The organism is Streptomyces sp. NPDC088400 (genome assembly GCF_044753355.1).
In the GTDB taxonomy this organism is placed as follows: Bacteria; Actinomycetota; Actinomycetes; order Streptomycetales; family Streptomycetaceae; genus Streptomyces.
This window is the reverse complement of record NZ_JBIVMZ010000008.1, coordinates 152,036-172,503: the sequence shown is the minus strand read 5'-3', so window position 1 is coordinate 172,503 and position 20,468 is coordinate 152,036. Positions and strand designations below refer to the sequence as shown.

The following is a 20,468-nucleotide window of genomic DNA, read 5'->3' as shown; positions in this document are numbered from 1 at the left end:
GTGAGTGCGGGTCAAGGCCACAGGTGTGCGCGGGGCGGGGTCAGCCGCGGGGGAACTCGTCCGTGTGCAGAGTCAGGCCCACGGCCGTGGCGGTGAGGTCGATTTCCGCGCCGAAGGGAGTGGTCAGCTCGACGGTGTACTCGCCTTCCTTCGGCTCCGTGCAGACGTGGCACCTGCCGGTGCAGGGGTCGGCGATGAGGTAGACGGGGACGCCGGCTGTGGCGTAGGCGGTCTTCTTGGGACCGTAATCGTTGCCCGAAGTGCTCCTTGAGATCACTTCGGTGACGAACTCGACGTCCTTGTAGTCGCAGTGGCCCCTCGGGTCCTTGGCCGCTGCTTCCGACAGGGCCACCACGTCGCAGGCGAAGCCGTTGAGATGGCCAGGAAAGTCGATGCGGACATCCGACATGACCCGCCTGCGCGGATACCGGGCCCGAAGCTGCTCGACGACCGCCAGGGTGATCTCCCAATGGGTGTCCCGTTGCGGCGACATGAAGATGTTTCCCCGACGATCTCGACCTTGATTCCCCCGGGGACGGGCATCTTTTCCAGCGCCTCGAACATCTTGTCCAGAGTCAGCTCGTCGCTCTCGTCGCTCTCGTCGCTCTCGTCGGCCATGGCGATCCTGTCGGTCTCAATGACGGCCATCGTGGCGCTTCCCTCCACCGCCGTGGGGATGAGAGACAGCCGCGCGGTACAACGAGAAACACGGTGACGGGGGCACGCGCCGTACGGCTGGGAGACTTGGCGCATGAGACTGTTCGCCGCCGTGCTGCCGCCCGTTGAAGCCGTTCAGGAACTGGCCCGGGCCGTCGGGCGACTCCGTGAACTGCCCGGTGCCGACGAGCTGCGATGGACCGAGCGGACCGGCTGGCACTTCACGATCGCCTTCATGGGGGAGGTCGAGGAAGGCCTGATACCGGAGCTGGCCGAGCGGCTCGGGCGGGCCGCGCACCGTACCGAGCCGTTCTCCCTGCGGATCCGGGGCGGCGGGCACTTCGGCGAGCGCGCGCTGTGGGCCGGGGCCGCCGACGGGGCCCTCGGTCCTGTCCCAGGCGCGGGCGAAGGCGATGCCGGGGTCGACGGGCTGCGGCTCCTCGCCGCACGGGCCGATGCCGCCGCGCGCCGGGCCGGGGTGCCGATGGAGGAGGAGCACCCCCACTACCGGCCTCATCTCACACTCGCGCGCAACCGAGGCGCGGACGCCGGCCTGCGGGCGTACGCCGACGAGCTGAGCGGCTTCGAGGGTGCGCCGTGGGTCGTGGCCGAGCTGGCGCTCGTGCGCAGCGTTCTGCCGGTGAGCGGGGTGCCGGGGGAGCAGCCGCGGTACGAGACGGTCCTCCGCTGCCCGCTGGGCCGGGCCCGTACAACTGACCCGGGCGACGGCTCCGCCGCACGCGGCCGTTAACCTCGACCCGTGGACCCCAAAACCCGTAACCGGATCATGGCCTTCGTGCTTGTGCTGATGTTCGCGACCATCGCCGTGGCGGCCGCGTTCGGTTAGACACCGGCCACGGCCGCCACGGATCGTACGTACCCGGCCCTGGACGAGCCGAGTACGGGCTACCAGGCGAAGGCCTCCGGCGAGGGGCCCGGACCCGGGAAGATCTCGTCCAGCGAGGACAGGACCTCCGCCGAGAGCTCCACCTCGACCGCCCGCAGGGCGGACTCCAGCTGTTCGAGCGTGCGCGGGCCGACGATCGGACCCGTCACCCCGGGGCGGCTGAGCAGCCAGGCCAGTGCCGCCTCGCCGGGGTCGATGCCGTGCTTGTCGAGCAGGTTCTCGTACGACTCGATCTGCGCGCGCAGGGGCGAATCGGCGAGCCTGGAGGTGGTCCGGGTGCCGGCTCCGGTGCCCTCGCGTTCCTTGCGGATCGCGCCGCCCAGCAGGCCTCCGCCCAGCGGCGACCACGGGATGACACCGAGGCCGTACTCCTGCGCGGCCGGGATGACCTCCATCTCGGCGCGACGCTCGACCAGGTTGTACAGGCACTGCTCGCTGACCAGGCCGTACGAGCCGAGGCGGCGGGCGGTCTCGTTGGTCTGGGCGATCTTCCAGCCGGCGAAGTTGGACGAGCCCGCGTAGAGGATCTTGCCCTGCCGGATCAGGGTGTCGACGGCCTGCCAGATCTCCTCGACCGGGGTGGTGCGGTCGATGTGGTGGAACTGGTAGAGGTCGATGTGGTCGGTCTGGAGCCGCTTGAGGCTGGCGTCGACCGCGCGGCGGATGTTGAGGGCGGAGAGCTTGTCGTGGTTGGGCCAGGCATCGCCCTCCGGGGCCATGTTCCCGTAGACCTTGGTGGCGAGCACGACCTTGTCGCGGCGGTCGCCGCCCTTGGCGAACCAGGTGCCGAGGATCTCCTCCGTACGGCCCTTGTTCTCGCCCCAGCCGTAGACGTTGGCCGTGTCGAAGAAGTTGACGCCGGCGTCGAGCGCGGCGTCCATGATGGTGTGGCTGTCGGCTTCGTTGGTGAGCGGTCCGAAGTTCATCGTCCCGAGAACGAGTCGGCTTACCTTGAGTCCAGTGCGTCCGAGCTGCGTGTACTCCATGCTTCCTAGCCAACGCGTTGGAGCGCACTCCAGGCAACCGTGTGTGGCCCGTGTGGCCCGTGTGGTCCGTGTCGTTGGCGTGATCCGGGCGCTGCTCGTGGCCGTCGGGTGCGTCCGCCGACGGCCACCGTCCTCAGCCGGTCATGAGCATCAGCCGGTCATGGGCATCAGCCAGTCATGGGCATCGGCCGGTCATGGGCATCAGCCGCCGAACGCGTCGAGCGCGGCGCGCACTTCGCGCTGTTGGGTGTCGCTGCCCTTGTGCCCCGCGTCCTCGATCACGACCAGCCGCGCGTCCGGCCAGGCGCGCGCCAGCTCCCACGCCGTGCCGAGGGGGGTGGACAGGTCGAACCGGCCGTGGATCAGTACGCCCGGGATCCCGGTCAGCCGGCCCGCGTCGCGCAGCAGGGCGCCCTCTTCGAGCCAGGCGCCGTGCGAGAAGTAGTGCGCGCAGATCCGGACCACGGCCTGCTGGTCGGCGGGCGGGCGCTCGCCGAACGGGTGCGGGGAGCCGTTCGGTTCCATGGACAGTACGGCGTCCTCCCAGGCGCACCAGTCGGCCGTGGCCCGCTCCCGTACGGCGGGGTCGGGGCTCTCCATGAGGCGGGAGTAGGCGGCCGGGAGGGCGCAGGGGTCGTTCGGATCGACGTCGGGTTCGCTCGCCGGGACGCCCGCGCGGAAGCGCTCCCATTCCTCGGGGAAGAGCTGCCCGGAGCCCCGGTACAGCCAGTCGGTCTCCGTGCGCCGGGTCGTCGTGACCCCCGCGATGACGATCTCCGAGACACGCTCCGGATGGGTCTCGGCGTACGCGAGGATGAGCGTCGAGCCCCAGGAACCGCCGTACAGGAGCCAGCGTTCGATCCCGAGACGGGTGCGCAACCGCTCCATGTCCGCGATGAGATGGCTGGTGGTGTTGTGGCGCAGGTCGGTGGTGGGGTCGCTCGCGTGCGGGGTGCTGCGTCCGCAGTTGCGCTGGTCGAAGAGGACGACGCGGTAGCGCTCGGGGTCGAAGAACCGCCGGGTGCGCGGGCCGCAGCCGGAGCCCGGACCGCCGTGGACGACGAGCGCGGGCTTGCCCTGGGGATTGCCGCAGACCTCCCAGTGGATGAGGTTGCCGTCGCCGACGTCGAGCATGCCGTGGTCGTACGGCTCGATGGACGGGTACAGAGGGCCGGGGGGTTGAGTTTGGGCTTGGGCTTGGGCTTGGGTTTCGGCTTGGGCTTGGTTTTGGGGCATGGCGGCTCCCTGGTGCGTGGTGTGGGTTCGGTGCCGAGCCTATAGATACGACAGCGCTGTTACATTTGTTTTCAGGCGAGGGGCGGGCGGGGCTCTAGCGCACCCGAGGGATTCGCGGGAGAGGGCTGCACGACGATGGCCTGATCGGCGATCAAAAGGCATGTTTTCGGCCAACGATCCGGGACTTCGCGGGTGGCAGACAACCCGAAGTGGCGAGCCCCGGATCTCACAGGTGACTCACAGGGCGGTCGAACCCCGTCGGGACGCAGGGGAGTTGACCGGCCATGAGTTGCCTGTCCCTCCCGATGTCCCTGTGCCCGCGAGGCACTCGCAGCACTCGCAGCACTCGCAGACGAGGATTCGATGAACAGATCTCATCACCACAGCCGAATACGGCGTTCGGCGGTCGCCACCGCCGCCACGCTCTCCGTGGTCGCCGGCGTGGCCGGAGCCGCGCCCGTCGCCACGGCGACGGAGCCGTCCGCCCCCGAGCTCAACCTGATCGCCGCCTCCAACTCGGTCACGCTCGACCGCTGGGAAGGCGAACCGGGCGTCTACCTGGACCTCGGTACGTACGTCTCCTCCGACGGCGGGCCCCTTGAGTTCCGCGTGAAGCGCGCGTCGTACAAGGAGCCGGTCGTCGCCGAGCAGGTCATCCGGGACGGGACGGAGACCCGGACCAGGACCCTCCCCGAGGGGCTGGTCAAGGACTTCTCCGGGCTGCCGGACTTCCTGCAGGTGACGTTCGACGACGCGTCGGGCGCCGAGGTGCTGAGCACCAAGCAGACGTTCTGCCCGAACAACGCGTCCGGCCGGATCCGTCATGACGCCCCGGCGACCTCGAAGTATCCCGAGAGCTGCCCCACGAACCCCTTCACCCTCGGATCGGTGTGGGGCGTCGAGAACGGCTGGGCGAGCAACACGAGCCAGGCCTGGTCCGGCGAGCCGGTCGATCTGCCGGCCGGCGAGTACACCGCCACGATCTCCGTGACGGAGAAGTACCGCGAACTGTTCGGCATGCCTGACGAGCCGAAGACGCTCAAGGTGACCGTACGGGAGATCACGGGGGAAGAGGGGGGCGCCGGGGCGGCGGCCTCCGGTTCCGGCTCGGCCCGGGCCAAGTCCGCGCCGTCCGGCCACTCCGGCCACTCGGGTACGTCGGGTACGTCGGGTACGTCGGGTCACGCCGGTATGTCGGGTCACGGCGCTGCCACACCCCCGCAGGCCATGGCGGCCGGCGGCCACATGAACCACGAGGGCCGTGGGGCGGACGCCCCCACTCCGCCCGCGCTGCCGCACGCGTTCCTGGCCGGTGGCAAGAAGGTGCGGCACCTCGGTGACGGGGCCGGTCACACCGACGGTTCGCGGATCGCGCCCGCGCTGAAGCCCAACTCCAAGCGCCCGACGGGCCGCGCGAGCGTGCCCGACGTGCCCAAGCCCGACCTCCGCTCCCTGCCGGCGTACGACATCGGCATCTCGGACGGCGAGGACGGGGACGTCCCGGGCAAGGACTACATGGTCTTCAGCGCCAACGTCTGGAACGCGGGCCCCGCGCCACTGGTCGTGGACGGGTTCCGCAGCCCCGGCAAGGACCTGATGGACGCGTACCAGTACTTCTACGACGCCGACGGCAAGCAGGTCGGATACGCCCCCTCGGGCACCATGGAGTGGGACGCGCGCAAGGGCCACGAGCACTGGCACTTCACCGACTTCGCCAGCTACCGGCTGCTGAGCGCGGACCAGGCCGAGATCGTGCGCAGCGGCAAGGAGGCCTTCTGCCTGGCCAACACCGACGCCGTCGACTACACGGTGAAGAACGCCAACTGGCACCCGAACAACACCGACTTGTCGACCGCCTGCGGTGTGCAGAGCTCGATCTCCGTGCGTGAGGTGCTCGACGTCGGCTCCGGCGACACGTACACGCAGTACCGTCCGGGCCAGTCGTTCGACGTCACCGACCTCCCGAACGGCACCTACTACATCCAGGTGATCGCCAACCCCGAGCACCGGCTGCACGAGACGGATCTGAGCAACAACGTCGCGCTGCGCAAGGTGATCCTGAGCGGGGAGCCCAACGCCCGTAAGGTGACCGCGCCGCCGCACGACCTCATCGATGCTCCCTGATCCAGCTCGACGCCCCCTGATCTCATTGGGGCAGGGCGACTTCGGTCGTGGGTCCGGGCGCCTGCCAACAGCGTCGCTGTCAGGTGTCCGGACCCACGGCCATGCCTGTGACCGCACTCGTGACCGCACTCGTGACCGCGCTCGTTTCCGGACGGGTGGTCGGTGGGGGCGGGCGGGGTGGCAGGCTGTCGGCATGCGTTCGCTTCCGCGCCACCCTGGTCCCGCTCTCGCCGCCGTCGTCGCCGTGCTGATGGGCGCGCCCGCCGCCGTGGCCGACGACGGGGCGTCCGACCAGAGCTTCACGATCAAGGACTCGCGGATCACGGAGTCCAGCGGACTGGCCGCGAGCCGCAGCCACCCCGGCGTCTACTGGACACACAACGACAGCGACGACGGACCGTACATCTACGCCGTGGACTCCAGGACCGGCGAGACGGTCGCGACGATCACCATGAAGGGCGTCGGCGACCCCCGGGACGTGGAGGCCATTTCCGTGGGTTCCGACGGGAATGTGTACGTCGGCGACATCGGCGACAACCTCAACGGCAGCTGGGACCATGTGTGGATCTACCGCTTCCCCGAGCCCGAGCGGCTCAAGGACGCGACGGTGCGCGCGACACAGTTCACCGTGCGGTACGCCGACGGGCCGCGCGACGCCGAGGCGATGATGGTGCATCCGAAGACCGGGCGGGTCTACATCGCCTCGAAGAACGAGGACGGCGGCGGGCTGTACGAGGGTCCGGCGGAGCTGACCTCGTCCGGGTCGAATACCTTCCGGCGGATCGGCGGGGTGCCGTGGGTGACGGACGGGGCGTTCTCGCCGGACGGTAAGGAGCTGGTGCTGCGCTCGTACTTCAGCGCTCGCGGCTATGCCTGGAAGAACGGCCGGCTGGGCGTGGACCACCGGGTACGGGCGCCCATCCAGGGACAGGCCGAGTCGGTGACGTACACGGCGGACGGCAGCGCGTTGATGTTCGGCTCCGAGGGCGAGCAGAGCGGGGTGGAGCGGGTGGACCTGGACAAGGACTCCGGCGGTGACTCCCCTTCGGGCAACGGCAGCTCCCTGATCGGCGGGAGCAGCGGAAACGGCTCGGGCGGCGGCGAGGGGCAGGGCAACGCCACGCTCGGCGCGATCGTTCTCGCGGGCCTGGCGGTGCTGTTCCTCGGCTTCAGGAAGCTGCGCCGGAAAGGCTGACGGCCCCGCACGCCGGATCTGCGTGCGGGGCCGTCGTGCGGCGGCAGAGGTGAGGTCAGAGACGCTCGATCACGTAGTCGATGCAGGCCGTCAGGGCTGTGACGTCCGCCGGGTCGATGGCCGGGAACATCGCCACGCGCAGCTGGTTGCGGCCCAGCTTGCGGTAGGGCTCCGTGTCGACGATGCCGTTGGCACGCAGGGCCTTGGAGACGGCCGCCGCGTCGACCTCGTCGGCGAAGTCGATCGTGCCGATGACCTGCGAGCGCTTCGCCGGGTCGACCACGAACGGGGAGGCGTACTTGGAAGCCTCGGCCCAGCCGTACAGGTTGCGGGCCGAGGTGGCCGTACGGCGGACCGACCAGTCCAGGCCGCCCTGGGAGTTGAGCCAGTTCAGCTGCTCGTTGAGCAGGAACAGCGTCGCGAGCGCGGGGGTGTTGTACGTCTGGTTCTTCAGCGAGTTGTCGATCGCCGTCGGGAGCGAGAAGAACTCCGGGACATGGCGGCCGGACGCGTGGACGCGCGCGGCGCGCTCCAGCGCGGCGGGCGAGAAGACGCCGATCCACAGGCCGCCGTCGGAGGCGAAGGACTTCTGCGGGGCGAAGTAGTAGACGTCCGTCTCGGCGATGTCGACCGGCAGACCGCCCGCGCCGGAGGTCGCGTCGACCAGGACGAGCGAGCCCTCGTCGGCGCCAGCGACGCGCTTGACGGGGGCCGCGACACCCGTGGAGGTCTCGTTGTGGGTGAGGGCGTAGGTGTCGACCCCCGCCTCGGCCTCCGGCTCCGGGTGCGAGCCGGGGTCGGTGGAGATGACGGTCGGGTCGGCCAGCCACGGCGCGAGCTTCGCCGCCTTGGCGAACTTGGAGGAGAACTCACCGAAGGTGAGGTGCTGAGACTTGTTCTCGATCAGTCCGTGCGTCGCTACGTCCCAGAAGGCGGTGGAGCCGCCGTTGCCCAGGATCACCTCGTAGCCCTCGGGGAGCTCGAAGAGGCTCCGTACACCGTCGCGCACCGCGCCGACCAGGTTCTTGACCGGGGCCTGGCGGTGGGACGTGCCGAGGAGGGACGTACCGGTCGCGGCCAGGGCGTCCACGGCCTCCGTCCGGACCTTGGAGGGGCCTGCGCCGAAACGGCCGTCGGCGGGCTTGATGTCAGCGGGAATCTCGATATCGGCCACGGGCCGGAGCGTAGCCCCTTCCGCCGCACGGCCGATAACCGTGTCCGTCGGGTGAGACATCGCGGGAGGCGGAATGAGACGGGAGAAGGACGCCGAGTGAGACAGGAGGAGACCGCCAGGTGAGACGTTGACGGCGCGGGGAGGCGGCGGTCGCTCCCCAGCGCGCGCGGCACCCGTCCCCCTCGGGGGAGACGTGCCCCAGGGGGAGACGGCACGGCGCCGGCCCGTGGACGGTGCTCAGGGCCGGCGGCGCGCCGTCGGTCCGGTCAGGCCCGTAGCCGTACGGGCAGGTCGAACAGGTCGTTCTGGGTGACCACGGGCATGTTGCGCAGCTCCGTCACCGGGACCGCCAGGTCCAGTTCGGGGAAGCGCGCGTACAGGGCCGGGAGCGCCACTCCGGCCTCCAGCCGGGACAGCGCCGCGCCCGGACAGGCGTGCGGGCCGTGGCCGAAGGAGATATGGCGGTTGGGGGTGCGGGTCGCGTCGAAAGCGCCGGCCGTCGGACCGTACTGCACCTCGTCGCGGCCGATCGCGCCGAAGGACACGATCAGCGCTTCACCCTTGGGGAGGACGGCGTCACCGACCTCCATGTCCTCCGTCGCGAACCGGAACAGGACGTGTGAGGACGGTGACGACCAGCGCATCGTCTCCTCGATCACGTTCTCCCACGGGATCTCGCCCGCGAGGACGAGTGCGCGCTGTTCGGGGTGGGTGCTGAGGGCCACCACGGCGTTGACGATCAGGCTGATCGTCGTCTCGTGACCGGCCGCGACCATCAGCTGGAGGGTGTTGACGATCTCCTCGCCGGTCAGCAGGTCACCGTTCTCCGACGCCTCGATCAGCGCGCTGGTCAGGTCGTCGCCCGGGTCGGCCCGCTTGGACTCGACGATCCGGGCGAAGAGCGCGCCGAGGTCCGCCATCACCGGCGGGACCTCCTCCGGCGGGGTCAGGGTGGAGAAGAACTTCCGGAAGAGCGCCTTCAACCGGGGGTGGTCGGCCGCGTCCAGCCCCATCAGTTCGCTGACGACGCTCATGGGCAGCGGGTAAGCGAACTCCGCCTTCAGATCGACGGGTTCGGCCGGGGCGTGGGCGTCGTGCGCGGCGAGGCGGTCAAGCAGGCCGTCCGTCAGCCGTTCGATGCCTGCCCGCAGCCGCTCCACCCGGCGTGCCGTCAGCTCCTGCGCGACCGGGGTGCGCAGCCGCCGGTGCTCCGCGCCGTCCACCGTCAGCATGGACCGGCCGGGGTTGGCCAGCCCGATCAGTGGCCAGTCCGACGGGATCTCGCCGCGCTGCCACGCGTCCCAGGCATCGATGTCCTTCACCAGCCGGGGGTCCGTGAGGAGTTGACGGGCCTCGGCGTAGTGGGTGACCGCGTAACAGGCCACCCCGCCCGGCAGTTCGACCCGGGCGAGCGGACCCGCCGCGCGCAGCGCGGCTCTCTCGGCGTCCAGGTCGGTGACGAACGGGTCCAGGACGATGGGGTCCAGGACGATGGGGGCAGGGACTGACGGGTCGGGGACCGGCGGGTCGGGGACTGACGGGCCCGGGGGTAACGGGCCGCCCGCGCGCGCGGCGGCCTCGGCCGCGTGGTTCGCGTGGGGGCAGGTCATGTCGTACCTCCGACGACGGGAGTGGCGGTGAAGCGCACCGGCAGCTCCGCGAGACCGCGCAGCCAGGGCGACGGCCGCCAGGAGAGACCGTCGTCCGGGGAGACCGCGAGATCGATGTCGGGGAGCCGGTCGAGCAGTACCTCGATGGCCGTACGGGCGATGACCTCGGCGATCTCCTGCGCGGGGAACGGGCAGCGGTGCTCACCGTGCCCGAAGGAGAAGAAGGCGTTGTTGCCGCCGGTGAGCGCGGAGCTGTCCGTACGGATCTGAGGGTCGTAGTTGGCGCCGGCGATCCCCAGGAGCACCAGGTCGCCGGCCCTGATGAGGCAGCCGCCGAGACTGGTGTCGCGGGTGGCCCAGCGGCCGATGGCGTTCTGGACGGGGGTGTCTTCCCAGAGGACCTCGTTCATGGCCTCGGCGACGCTGTGCCGGCCGCCGGAGAGCGACGCGGCGAACCGGTCGTCCGTGAGCATCAGCCGCAGCGAGTTGCCGATCCAGTCGGCGGTGGGCTGATGGGCCGAGGTGATCATCACCACCAGATCCTCGGCGACCTCCTCGTCCGTGAAGCCGACGGTGTTGTCCAGCATCAGGGACGTGACGTCGGTGCCGGGGACGGCGCGCTTCTCGGCGAGCAGCCCCGTCATCGACTCGCCGAGATGGCGTTGGCCGGCCAGCGCCCTCTCGCGGCCGTCGACCATGTCGTTGAGGGCGGTGACCAGGCCGGGGCCCTGTTCGTCGCGGAAGCCGAAGATCTTCGCGAGGATACGGACCGGGAGGAGCATCGCGTACCGGCCGATGATGTCCGTACGGCCCTCGGTGCAGAAGCCGTCGATCAGCTCGTCGGCGAACCGCTCCGCGTGCTGCCGGAGCAGGAACGGGTCGACCTCTTCGAGCGCGTCGCTGATCATCTCGGCGCGTTCGCGGTGCCGTTCGCCGACCGTGTAGAGGATCGACGGCTGATTACGGCCGATCATCGGCCGCAGCGGCCAGTCCTCGGGTATGCGGTCCCACTGGTTCCAGACCTCGGAGTCGCGGGTGAAGAGCACCGGGTCGCTGGTGAGTTGGTGCACCTCGCGGTAGCCGAGGACCAGCCAGGCCGGGATGTCGCCGTCGAGGACGATGGGGGCGACGGCTCCGTGGTCGCGCCTCATCTCCCGGTAGAGGCTGGTGGGTTCGGTCTGGAAGCGGGTACCGCTCAGGGGGATCCCGGAACCCCCGTGGGCGGGGCAGCCGGGAGGCGGTCCGGGATCGGATGCCCCGGCCTCGGAGGGGTCGGGTTCCGGGGTCTCGGGCTCCGGGCCGTCGAGGTCGGTCGGCGTGGTCACGGTGTGGTCTCCGGGGTCGGGGCCGCGGTCGGTTCCAGGGCGGAATCCACAGCCGGGTTCAGGGCCGGGTCCACGGCCAGGTCCGCCGCTCGCTTCGAGGCCAGGTCGTGGAGGTACTCGACCAGCGTGATCAGTACGTACTTGCTGGACGACCGGTCCCGCGCGTCGCATTCCACCAGCGGCACGTCGGGCGACAGGTCGAGCGCCTCGCGGATCTGCTCCTCGGTGTGGACCGGACCGCCGAAGTCGTTGCACGCCACGATGAAGGGCGTGCCGTGGTGCTCCAGGCGGTCGATGGCGTACCAGGAGTCGGAGAGGCGCCGGGTGTCGGCGAGGACGACCGCGCCGAGGGTCCCGGAGAAGAGCCGGTCCCAGAGGTACCAGAAGCGTTCCTGGCCCGGGGCGCCGAACAGGTAGAGCACCGAGCGCGCGTCGAGGGAGATCCGGCCGAAGTCGAACGCGACGGTGGTCGTGGTCTTCCGCTGGAGCCCTTCGAGATCGGCGAGTACGTCGATGCCCTCGCCCGCGCGGGTCATCGTCTCCTCGGTGTTGAGGGGACGGATCTCACTGACGGAACGGACCATGGTGGTCTTGCCGACACCGAAGCCGCCGACGATGACGATCTTCAGGCCGTTGTCGGCGGTACTGGCCAGGGACGGCCCGGCCGTGGACGGGCCGGTGGGCCGTTCAGAGGTTACGGAGTCCAACGAGCACCTGCTCCAGAATGGTGGGGTCGGGAAGTCGGTCGGCCGCCCTGGCCGTTCGGGGGTGACGGGCGCTGATCCGGCCGGTGTCGAGCAGGTCGGCCAGCATGATCCGGACGATGCTGCCGGGCAGCCCCAGCTCGGCGGCGACCTCCACGACGGCCGTCGGGCGTTGGCACAGACGCAGGATCGCCGCGTGCTCCGACTGCATGCCGGGCGTCGGATCGCACTCCGCGACCACCAGCGTCACCAGGTCGAATGTGCCCGTGTCGGACCGGCTGCGCCCTCCGGTGAGGGTGTACAGCCGGTCGGGGGAGTCGTCCCGGCCGGGCCGGCTCATACCCGCACGCTGCCTTGGCCTTCTTGTTGTCCGGACGGTGTACGCGGCGGCGCGCTCAGGTGCTCTCCGAGCTGCTCGACGAGTTCGCTCATGTTGTGGCCGACCAGACCGACGTCGGAGTCCTCGGCGGCGACGACGGCGAGATGGGCGCCGTCCCCGGCCTCCACGATCAGCAGGAGGCCGCCGTAGAACTCGGTCATGGCGGACCGTACGCCGCCCTCGCCGTTGCCGAACTCGACGGACGCGCCGTGCGACAGGCTCTGGATGCCGGCCGCGATGGCGGCGAGCTGGTCGGCCTGGTCGACGGAGAGCTCGGGCGTACGGCAGAGCTTGAGGCCGTCCCGGGACAGGACGAGCGCGTGGCGCGTGCCCGGAGTGCGCTGAAGCAGGCTCTCCAGGAGCCAGTTGAGCTTCTCGTCGGTGGTGGTGCCGGTCATCGGGGATCGCCTTCCGGATGCGTGGGGTTGGCCGAGTGCGATGGCGAGTGAGGTGGCGAGGGGGCTGGCGAGTGCGGTGGGGCGGTTTGTACGGCCTTGCGGAAGCTGCTGAACCTGGCTGCCCGCGCGGCGGGGGTCGCGGCGGCCGTAGTGGCAGTGTCGGGCGCGGTGGCGCCGTCGGGCGTGGTGGAGCTGTCGGACGACGCATCGGCGGTTCCCGCCGCGGTCCGGGTGGACCGTGGGCGGGACTTGCTCTCGCCGGTACGGCGCAGGGAGGCGGCGAGGGTACGGCCGCGGCGGCGCTTGGGAAGGCCGCTCTCGCCCAGCTCGGGGATCTCGGAGGTGGACTCGGACTCCGAGTCCACCGACGGGCCGGGGGGCGCGTCGCCCGCGGATTCGGCGGAGGCAGGTGTCGAAGCCGCGGCCGGGGCGGGTGCCGCAGCCAGGGCGGGTGCCGCAGCCGAGGAGGGAGCGGGCGCCGGGCTCGCCGCCAGAATCGGAGCCGACGTCCGTGCCGGGGGCGTCGCCGGGGTGGCGGAGAGGGAGAGTTCCGGCGCCGTCGCCAGGACGAGCGCCTGCCCCGGGGTGTCCCCGTGCAGGTGCGTGATCAGCTCCTGCGGCAGCATCATCAGCGCGCCCGTGCCGCCCCGGGCGGACGGCCGGAAGGAGACCGTCAGTCCGTGCTTGCGGGCCAGCCGGCCGACCACCGCGAGGCCGAGCCGGGTGCCGGACAGGCCACTGAGGTCCGACTGTCCGGTCTGTCCGGTCGACTCGTCCTGTGTGGTGGCGACGGCCCGTTCGGCGCGGCGCAACTGGACGTTGCTCATCACCAGTCCGCTGTCCTCGACCGTGATGACGATTCCGGCCGGGACCTCCTCCACGTACACATGGACTTCGGCGGTCGGCGGCGAGAAGTTGGCGGCGTTGTCGAGGAGTTCGGCGAGGGCGTGCATGACGCCCTCGGCCGCGTGGCCCGCGACCGCGACCTCACTGGTCGAGTGGAGCCGTACGCGCTGGTAGCCGCTGATCCGGCCCATCGCGCCGCGCAGGATGGACTCCATCACGATCGGCTTCGCCCAGCGCCGGCCGGAGCGCGCACCGGTCAGTACGGCGACGGAGTCGGCGAGCCGGCCCGCCTGGGCGGTGCGGTGGTCGAGGTGGAGCAGGTCGCCGAGCACGGCCTCGTCGCCGTGCCGGTTCTCCATCTCGCGGAGGTCGGCCAGCATGCTCGTCGAGAGTGCCTGCATCCGTCCGGCGGCATTGGCGCCGATGGAGACGGCGGCGGCACGGTTGGCCTCGCTGCGGGCGGCCTCCTCGGTGGCGCGCCGCGCGTCCTCGGCCGTACGCCGTACGTCTTCCGCGGCCCGCCGGACATCCGCGGTGAGCTGGTCGGCCCGCAGCGAGAGGGCGGCGTTCTGTACGCGGAGCTGTCTTCCGGTCCAGCGGGCGTGAGCGGCGGCGGTGACGGCCGCGGTCAGCGCCACGGCGGCGGCTCCCGCGCCCCAGGCCAGCGGAGTCTGTACCGAGGCGGGTGCGACGGACACAGCCCACCAGCACAGCAGGCCGCCGGTAGCGGCCGATATCAGTAGGGCCGGTGCGGTCGACCGGAGTGAGGGGCGCAAGTCGGCTACCTCGTAGACGGGAGAGACAAGTTCAGGGAAGACACGGGCACTATCAGGGAAGACACGGGCACTGCTCAATCATGAACACTGTTCACTCACGGGCACTGTTGAATAATGCTCAAACGGTGGCCACTATATGAGAATTGGCGATCAAATTGGGGCCCTCGCGCTCCTTTTCTTCGCTGTTCCAGTCGTGACAAAGCGGTAAGAACAGGCTGTAAGGGTGTGGCAGAGGCATCCTGGGGCCATGGCTGAGCATCGAGAAACGGCAGCGGCGGTTCCGGCGACAGCTTCGGCGTCGGCTTCGGCACAGACATCACCTTCCGCTTCGACGTCCGCGTCGGCGGCGACGGCACTCGCCCGGGAGCTGCGAGCAGCCGTGCGCGGCGAAGTGGACTTCGGCGCCGCCGCGCGGGCACTGATGACCATGGACGCGTCCAACTACCGGCGAGTACCGGTCGGCGTCGTCGCACCACACGACGCGGCGGACGTGGCGGCGACGCTCGCGGTGTGCCGGGAACACGGCGTGCCGGTACTGCCACGCGGCGCCGGGACCTCCATCGCCGGGCAGGCCACGGGTGTGGGCGTCGTACTCGACCTCACCCGCCATCTGCGCTCGATCGTGTCCGTCGACCCGGCGGCCCGTACGGCGGTGGTCCAGCCCGGCGTCGTACTGGACGATCTGCGCACCGCCGTACGCCCCCACGGGCTGACCTTCGGTCCCGATCCGTCCACGCACAGCCGCTGCACGCTCGGCGGGATGATCGGCAACAACTCGTGCGGCTCGCATTCGGTGGCCTGGGGGACGACCGCCGACAACGTCCACGCGCTGTCCGTCACGACGTACGGCGGCGAAGCCGCGCGCCTCGGCCGGGGCTGGGACGGCCTGCCCGACCCGTTGCGCGCGGGGCTGCGTGACCTGACCGACCGGAATCTCGCGCTCCTGCGCACCGGTTTCCCCGCCGGGCTGCCGCGTCTGATCTCCGGATACGCGCTGGGCGCGCTGCTCCCCGAGGCCGGTGTCGATCTGGCCCGCGCCTTCTGCGGCAGCGAGGGCACGCTCGGCGTCGTCACGGAGGCGACCGTACGGCTCGTGGAGGCGCCCCCGGCGCGCGCCCTCGCCATCCTTGGTTACGCGGACGAGAGCGCCGCCGCCGAAGCCGCGGCCGGGCTGCTGCCGTACGGCCCGCTGACGGTCGAGGGCATGGCCGAGGACCTCGTACGCGGCGGTCACGACCTGCCGCGTGGCGGCGCCTGGCTCTTCGTGGAGACCGGCGGCGAGACGCCCGCCGGGGCGCGGGCCGCCGCCTCGGCGATCCTGCGCGCGGCCGACGCCCTGGACGGGGCGGTGGTGGACGACCCGGCCGGGCAGCGGGCGCTGTGGCGGGTACGGGAGGACGCGGCCGGCACCGCGACCCGGATGCCCGACGGCTCCGAGGCGTGGCCCGGCTGGGAGGACTGCGCGGTGCCGCCCGCCCGGCTCGGCGCGTATCTGCGCGACTTCCGGGCCCTGCTGGCGGACCACGGCCTGCGCGGCACGCCGTACGGGCACTTCGGGGACGGCTGCATCCATGTCCGTATCGACTTCGACCTGTTGAGCGAGGACGGCGTACGGCGCTTCCGGCGTTTCTCGGAGGAGGTGGCGTCGCTGGTCGTCGCGCACGGCGGCTCGCTCTCCGGCGAACACGGCGACGGGCTGGCGCGCGCGGAACTGCTGCCGAAGATGTACGGGGACGAACTGGTCGGGCTCTTCGGCCGGTTCAAGGACGTGTGGGACCCGGCGGGCGGCATGAACCCCGGTGTCCTGGCCCGCCCGGCCCGGCTCGACGAGAATCTGCGCTTCGCCGTACTGCCGCGCGAACGCGTCGAGGTCGCCTTCGGCTATCCGCACGACGGGCCGGGCGGCGGGGACTTCTCGGCGGCCGTACGCCGGTGTGTGGGCGTCGCCAAATGCCGGGTCGGCGGGCCCGGCGCGGAGCCGAGTTCGGGTCCGGGTGTCATGTGCCCGTCGTTCCGTGCGACGGGCGACGAACAGCACTCCACCCGCGGACGCGCCCGGCTGCTGCACGAAATGCTCGCCGGAGAGGTGGTGACGGACGGCTGGCGCTCCACGGAGGTACGGGACGCCCTGGACCTGTGCCTGTCCTGCAAGGGCTGCCGCAGCGACTGCCCGGTGGGCGTGGACATGGCCACGTACAAGGCGGAGTTCCTGCACCACCACTACGCGGGCCGGCTCCGGCCCGCCGCGCACTACGCGATGGGCCGGCTGCCGCAGTGGCTGCGCCTGGCGGCGCCCTTCGCGCGCGTACTGAACGCGGCGGCGCGGGTACGCCCGCTGGCGGACCTCGCCAAGCGGCTCGGCGGCATCGCTCCGGAACGTACGATCCCGACCCTGGCGCCGGAGACGTTCGGGCGGTGGCTGCGGCGCCATATGAAGGACCGGACGGAGGTCTTCGCGACCGGCCGTACGGCGGTCCTGTGGCCCGACACCTTCACGGAACACCTCTCGCCGTCGGTCGGCCGGGCGGCGGTACGGGTGATGGAGGCGGCCGGTGTCGGCATCGTGCCGCCGCCGCAGGGCGGCCGGGTGTGCTGCGGGCTGACGTATGTCTCGACGGGCCAGCTCGACCGGGCCCGTACGGTCATGCGCCGGACGCTGGACCTGATGGAACCGCTGCTGGACGCGGGCCTGCCGGTGGTCGTCCTGGAACCGAGCTGCGCCGCCGCGCTCACCACCGACCTGCCGGAACTGCTGGGCGACGATCCGCGCGCGGCGCGGCTGGCCGCGTCGGTACGGACGTTCGCGCAGGCCCTGGAGGAGTGCGCCCCCAACTGGCGGCCGCCCAGGCTGGACCGCCGGGTCGTGGGCCAGACGCACTGCCACCAGCACGCCGTGCTGGGCGACGAGGCGGACCGCAGGCTGCGCGAACGGGCGGGCCTGACCGGCGAATTGAGCGGGGGCTGCTGCGGGCTGGCGGGCAACTTCGGCTTCGAGCGCGGCCACTACGAGGTCTCCGTGGCGTGTGCGGAGGACCAGCTGCTGCCGTCGGTGCGGGCGGCGGAGAAGGCGGGGGCGCGGCCTGGGGACAGGTCCGGGCAAGGCACGGAGATCCTGGCGGACGGCTTCTCCTGCCGTACCCAACTGGAGCAGCTGGGCGGCCACCGGTCCCGGCACCTGGCGGAGGTTCTGGCCGAGGGACTGGCGGAAGAGGGACTGGAGGAAGAGGGACTGGAGGAGGCGCAGATCTTGGAGGAAGGGCCGGAGCACAGGCGGGAGTGACAGGGGACGTGGGGAGGCCGGTTCAGCCGCCTACGCCCGGCGGCGGCGGCGAGACGCGTGTCAGCAGCGCGTAGCCGCCGGTCTCGGCCGTGAGGGAGTAGGTGGCCCGTGGGTGCAGCTGCCGCGCGTAGACGACGGGGTCGCGGTCGTTGGTGCTGCGCAGCGCGATGTAGTCCGGGTTCCTGCCCTCGGTGTCGCCCAGCCAGAACACCCGGCAGCGTGAGGTGAGACGGCTGCCCGGCACTATGCCGGCCTCGACCGTCGCACCGTCGGGTATGCGCCGCAGCATCTCCTCCACGGCGGTCGTCCGGGGGTTCGTCCGGTACGCGGCGGGCTCGGTCAGGACGGACAGCGGCAGGGACGTGGTCAGGGCGAGAGCGGCGGACGCGACGGCCGCCGGGAGGCGGTGGGCGTACGCGCGCAGCCAGGGGCGAGGGCTGCGGCGGGCCCGCTCCAGGGTGTCCACCAGCGCCAACGTCACGACGGGCATCAGTACGGCGCTGTAGTGCCAGTCCGTGCCCCAGTAGTGAGGTTCACCGGACAGAAAACGCCAGCCGAGGGTGGGCAGCGCGACCAGCAGCAGCGGGGAGCGCAGGGCGAGCAGCCCGGTGGTCGGCAGCAGCAGCCAGAGGAGGGTACGGATCTTGTCTCCGGCCCCGTCGAGAGGGCCGTACTCGTTGTTGACCTTGTCCCAGTAGTCGTACGTATCGCCGGTGTTGAAGGCCGGTATGACGACGGTGAAGGTGAGCAGCGCGGCGACCGCCATGAGGGCCGCGACCACGAGGGCCACCACGGCGGTACGCGGCGCGGCGCGCCGGGCCCGTAGCGCCACGACCACAGCGATCGCGGCGGCGGTCAGTCCCAGGTCCTCCTTCACGAATATGAGCGGGACGGCCCAGAGCAGGGCGGCCCGCCAGCGGCGCGTCAGCAGGGCCTCCAGGGCGAAGGCGATCAGCGGGACGGCGAAGGCGATCTCGTGGAAGTCGAAGTTGACGGCCCGCTGGATCCCCCAGGACAGGCCGTACGCGACGCCCACCGCGAGACCGCCGGTCCGGCCGAGGAAGCGCGCGGCGACCCGCGTGACGGGGACGGCGGAGAGCGCGAACAGCGCGGCCTGGGCGACCAGCAGGGTGATGGGGGAGGGGAAGACCCGGTAGACGGGAGCGAGCAGCGCGGTCACGGGACTGAAGTGGTCGCCGAGGATGTTCGTCCCGGGCCCCTTGAGATCGGCCACGGGCGCCCGCAGGTGGGCGTAGGCGCGTATCGCCTGTTCGAAGATGCCCAGGTCCCAGGACATCGTCGCCAGGTTCTGGAAGCGAGCCACGGAGAGGGTGGCGTAGGCGCCGAACAGGAGCACTGCCAGGACGTACGGGTCGAGGCGGCGAGCGCATATCGCGGCCCGTGGCCGTGGCCATCGTGGCCATCCGCTTCTTCCGGTCCGTATCCCGTTCTGCTCGTTCTCCCCGTCCTGCTCGTCCTGCTCGTCCTGCTCGTTCTCCCCGTTCTCCTCTATCTCCCCGTTCTCCTCTGTCTCCTCTGTCTCTCCTGTCTTCTCTGTCCCCTCGGACTCTTGGGGCTTCGGGGGTTCTGGGGGCGTGGCCGGTTCGCGCCCCGGCTGCGGAACGGATTCGGACAGGGCGAGGCTGACTCCGCGCACGAGAAGGTCGTCCTTCGGTCAGGGCGTTCGGTGGGCCGCACGGTGGGGGTGCCGTGGCGCCGGACGGGGTGTCGTCCGGCACCACGGCGATAGGCCTGTTCCACCATCTGTTGCACACAGCGAGCGTAGAACTCCCGAATTCCTTGAAGTCCTCGGACTCCTCGACGGTCGTACGGGCCGGATCCCGGCGGGGCTGTGTGCCGGATCCGGCCGCGCGGGCGGTCGCTCAGGCTCCTGACACCAACTCGTGTGCCAGCGCGGCCAGATGGGGGATCGCCGGGTGAGCCGTACCCTCGCGCCAGGCCAGGAAGACTTCGAGCGCCGGGGCATCCGGCAGGAGGCGGTAGACGACGCCGGGGTGGGGGTGCACGGCCACCGTCGAGCTGCCGGTGACGCCGATGCCCCGCGCTGCGGCGATCGCCGTCAGCCACTCGTCCGTGTTGGCGACCGTGAGCGTCGACGCCGGGCCGCCCTCCGGTGGCCACAGGGCCGGGGTCGTCGTGCCCGAGACCGTGTTCACGATCACCCGTTCGGACGCCAGGTCCGCCAGCGTCAGCGACGTACGGGCGGCCAGCGGCCCGTCGGCCGGTACCGCCGCGAACCGGGCCTCCGTGAACAGCAGCTCCGTGACCAGGCCCGGTGTCTCCACCGGGCCGCGCAGCAGCGCCGCGTCGACCTGGCCACGGGCGAGTCCCGCCGTACGGTCGTCGATCCTGAGCAGTTCGAGCGGGGTCTCCGGATGCTCCCGCTGCCAGCGCCGCAGCAGGGGAGTGGTGTACGGGCCGAAGGCCGACCACGCGTGCCCGAGCCGCAGCGGCCGGCGGCGCAGCCGCCCCACGTCGAGGGCCTCGTCGAAGGCGGCGACCGCCACGGCCGCCTTGTCCCGGAAGGCGCGGCCCTCGGTGGTCAGGGCGAGGTGGTGGGTGGAGCGCTCCGCGAGCCGTACGCCGAGATGTTTCTCCAGCGTGGCGAGAGTGCGGGAGACGGCGGGCTGGGTGAGGTGCAGCCGGGCCGCCGCCCTGGTCACGCTGGACTCTTCGGCGATGGCGAGGAAGCAGCGGAGATGGCGCAGCTCGATGGTCATGCCTGTGGAGCATAACGGCAGCCCAATTAGCATTTTACGGAGGAAGAGGGGAGTCGTAGCGTGAGCCGGGAGAGCGGACGGTTGGGGTTCAGTATGTTGCATCTCCTGGTTCAGCAAGATGGACTAAGGT

15 protein-coding genes and 1 pseudogene are annotated in these 20,468 nt (G+C 71.1%); 4 read left to right on the top strand and 12 right to left on the bottom strand.

All coding sequences use genetic code 11. From position 1 onward, the window contains the following. Positions 1-40: 40 nt before the first annotated feature. Positions 41-648: pseudogene (locus tag ACIQD6_RS21355) on the bottom strand (Uma2 family endonuclease). 103 nt (positions 649-751) lie between these two features. Here ACIQD6_RS21355 and ACIQD6_RS21350 point away from each other — a divergent pair. After that, positions 752-1,408, top strand: a complete 657-nt coding sequence (locus ACIQD6_RS21350) for a 2'-5' RNA ligase family protein (protein WP_401884644.1) — start codon at positions 752-754, stop codon at positions 1,406-1,408. 155 nt (positions 1,409-1,563) lie between these two features. Here ACIQD6_RS21350 and ACIQD6_RS21345 read toward each other — a convergent pair whose 3' ends face one another. Beyond that, positions 1,564-2,550 carry an aldo/keto reductase gene (locus ACIQD6_RS21345; RefSeq protein ID WP_401884643.1) on the bottom strand — a complete coding sequence of 329 codons (987 nt, stop codon included), beginning with the start codon at positions 2,548-2,550 and terminating at the stop codon, positions 1,564-1,566. Positions 2,551-2,751: 201 nt separating this feature from the next. Then, a complete protein-coding gene (gene pip, locus ACIQD6_RS21340; RefSeq protein ID WP_401884641.1) occupies positions 2,752-3,786 on the bottom strand; it encodes a prolyl aminopeptidase in 1,035 nt (344 codons plus the stop codon). A gap of 363 nt (positions 3,787-4,149) precedes the next feature. On the opposite strand from pip, the gene ACIQD6_RS21335 reads away from it, so the two are divergent. Together ACIQD6_RS21335 and ACIQD6_RS21330 are read left to right on the top strand one after the other, a co-directional pair. Beyond that, on the top strand, positions 4,150-5,910 hold the full coding sequence (locus ACIQD6_RS21335; RefSeq protein WP_401884640.1) for a lysyl oxidase family protein: 1,761 nt from the start codon (positions 4,150-4,152) through the stop codon (positions 5,908-5,910). A gap of 193 nt (positions 5,911-6,103) precedes the next feature. Beyond that, entirely contained in the window at positions 6,104-7,105 is a 1,002-nt protein-coding gene (locus tag ACIQD6_RS21330) for a WD40 repeat domain-containing protein (RefSeq protein WP_401884639.1), read from the top strand. 55 nt (positions 7,106-7,160) lie between these two features. Here the strand turns inward: ACIQD6_RS21330 and serC are convergent, their stop codons facing one another. The 7 genes from serC to ACIQD6_RS21295 form a co-directional block, all read right to left on the bottom strand. Then, the gene (serC, locus tag ACIQD6_RS21325; protein WP_401884637.1) at positions 7,161-8,279 is read right to left on the bottom strand and encodes a phosphoserine transaminase; all 1,119 of its coding nucleotides are present in this window, start codon (positions 8,277-8,279) and stop codon (positions 7,161-7,163) included. Between the two features lie 266 nt (positions 8,280-8,545). Beyond that, positions 8,546-9,766: a cytochrome P450 gene (locus ACIQD6_RS21320; protein WP_401884987.1), complete on the bottom strand. Its 1,221-nt coding sequence runs from the start codon at positions 9,764-9,766 to the stop codon at positions 8,546-8,548. A 119-nt stretch (positions 9,767-9,885) separates the two neighbouring features. Beyond that, the gene (locus tag ACIQD6_RS21315) at positions 9,886-11,094 is read right to left on the bottom strand and encodes a cytochrome P450 (RefSeq protein WP_401884986.1); all 1,209 of its coding nucleotides are present in this window, start codon (positions 11,092-11,094) and stop codon (positions 9,886-9,888) included. A gap of 116 nt (positions 11,095-11,210) precedes the next feature. Then, positions 11,211-11,921, bottom strand: coding sequence for a GTP-binding protein (locus tag ACIQD6_RS21310; RefSeq protein ID WP_401884636.1), 711 nt, complete (start codon positions 11,919-11,921; stop codon positions 11,211-11,213). Continuing rightward, complete coding sequence (locus ACIQD6_RS21305) at positions 11,902-12,258, bottom strand: DUF742 domain-containing protein (RefSeq protein ID WP_401884634.1); 357 nt, start codon at positions 12,256-12,258, stop codon at positions 11,902-11,904. The genes ACIQD6_RS21310 and ACIQD6_RS21305 overlap by 20 nt, the downstream gene beginning before the upstream one ends. Beyond that, positions 12,255-12,695 (bottom strand): roadblock/LC7 domain-containing protein, encoded by a 441-nt coding sequence (locus ACIQD6_RS21300; protein WP_401884633.1) that lies wholly within the window; start codon positions 12,693-12,695, stop codon positions 12,255-12,257. The genes ACIQD6_RS21305 and ACIQD6_RS21300 overlap by 4 nt, the downstream gene beginning before the upstream one ends. Continuing rightward, positions 12,692-14,317 carry an ATP-binding protein gene (locus ACIQD6_RS21295; protein WP_401884632.1) on the bottom strand — a complete coding sequence of 542 codons (1,626 nt, stop codon included), beginning with the start codon at positions 14,315-14,317 and terminating at the stop codon, positions 12,692-12,694. The genes ACIQD6_RS21300 and ACIQD6_RS21295 overlap by 4 nt, the downstream gene beginning before the upstream one ends. A 247-nt stretch (positions 14,318-14,564) precedes the next feature. On the opposite strand from ACIQD6_RS21295, the gene ACIQD6_RS21290 reads away from it, so the two are divergent. Then, a complete protein-coding gene (locus ACIQD6_RS21290; RefSeq protein WP_401884631.1) occupies positions 14,565-17,597 on the top strand; it encodes an FAD-binding and (Fe-S)-binding domain-containing protein in 3,033 nt (1,010 codons plus the stop codon). Positions 17,598-17,619: 22 nt separating this feature from the next. On the opposite strand, the gene ACIQD6_RS21285 is transcribed toward ACIQD6_RS21290, so the two are convergent. Together ACIQD6_RS21285 and ACIQD6_RS21280 are read right to left on the bottom strand one after the other, a co-directional pair. Beyond that, positions 17,620-18,990 carry a DUF2079 domain-containing protein gene (locus ACIQD6_RS21285; protein ID WP_401884984.1) on the bottom strand — a complete coding sequence of 457 codons (1,371 nt, stop codon included), beginning with the start codon at positions 18,988-18,990 and terminating at the stop codon, positions 17,620-17,622. 490 nt (positions 18,991-19,480) lie between these two features. Beyond that, positions 19,481-20,338, bottom strand: a complete 858-nt coding sequence (locus ACIQD6_RS21280) for a LysR family transcriptional regulator (RefSeq protein ID WP_401884629.1) — start codon at positions 20,336-20,338, stop codon at positions 19,481-19,483. Positions 20,339-20,468: the final 130 nt, after the last annotated feature.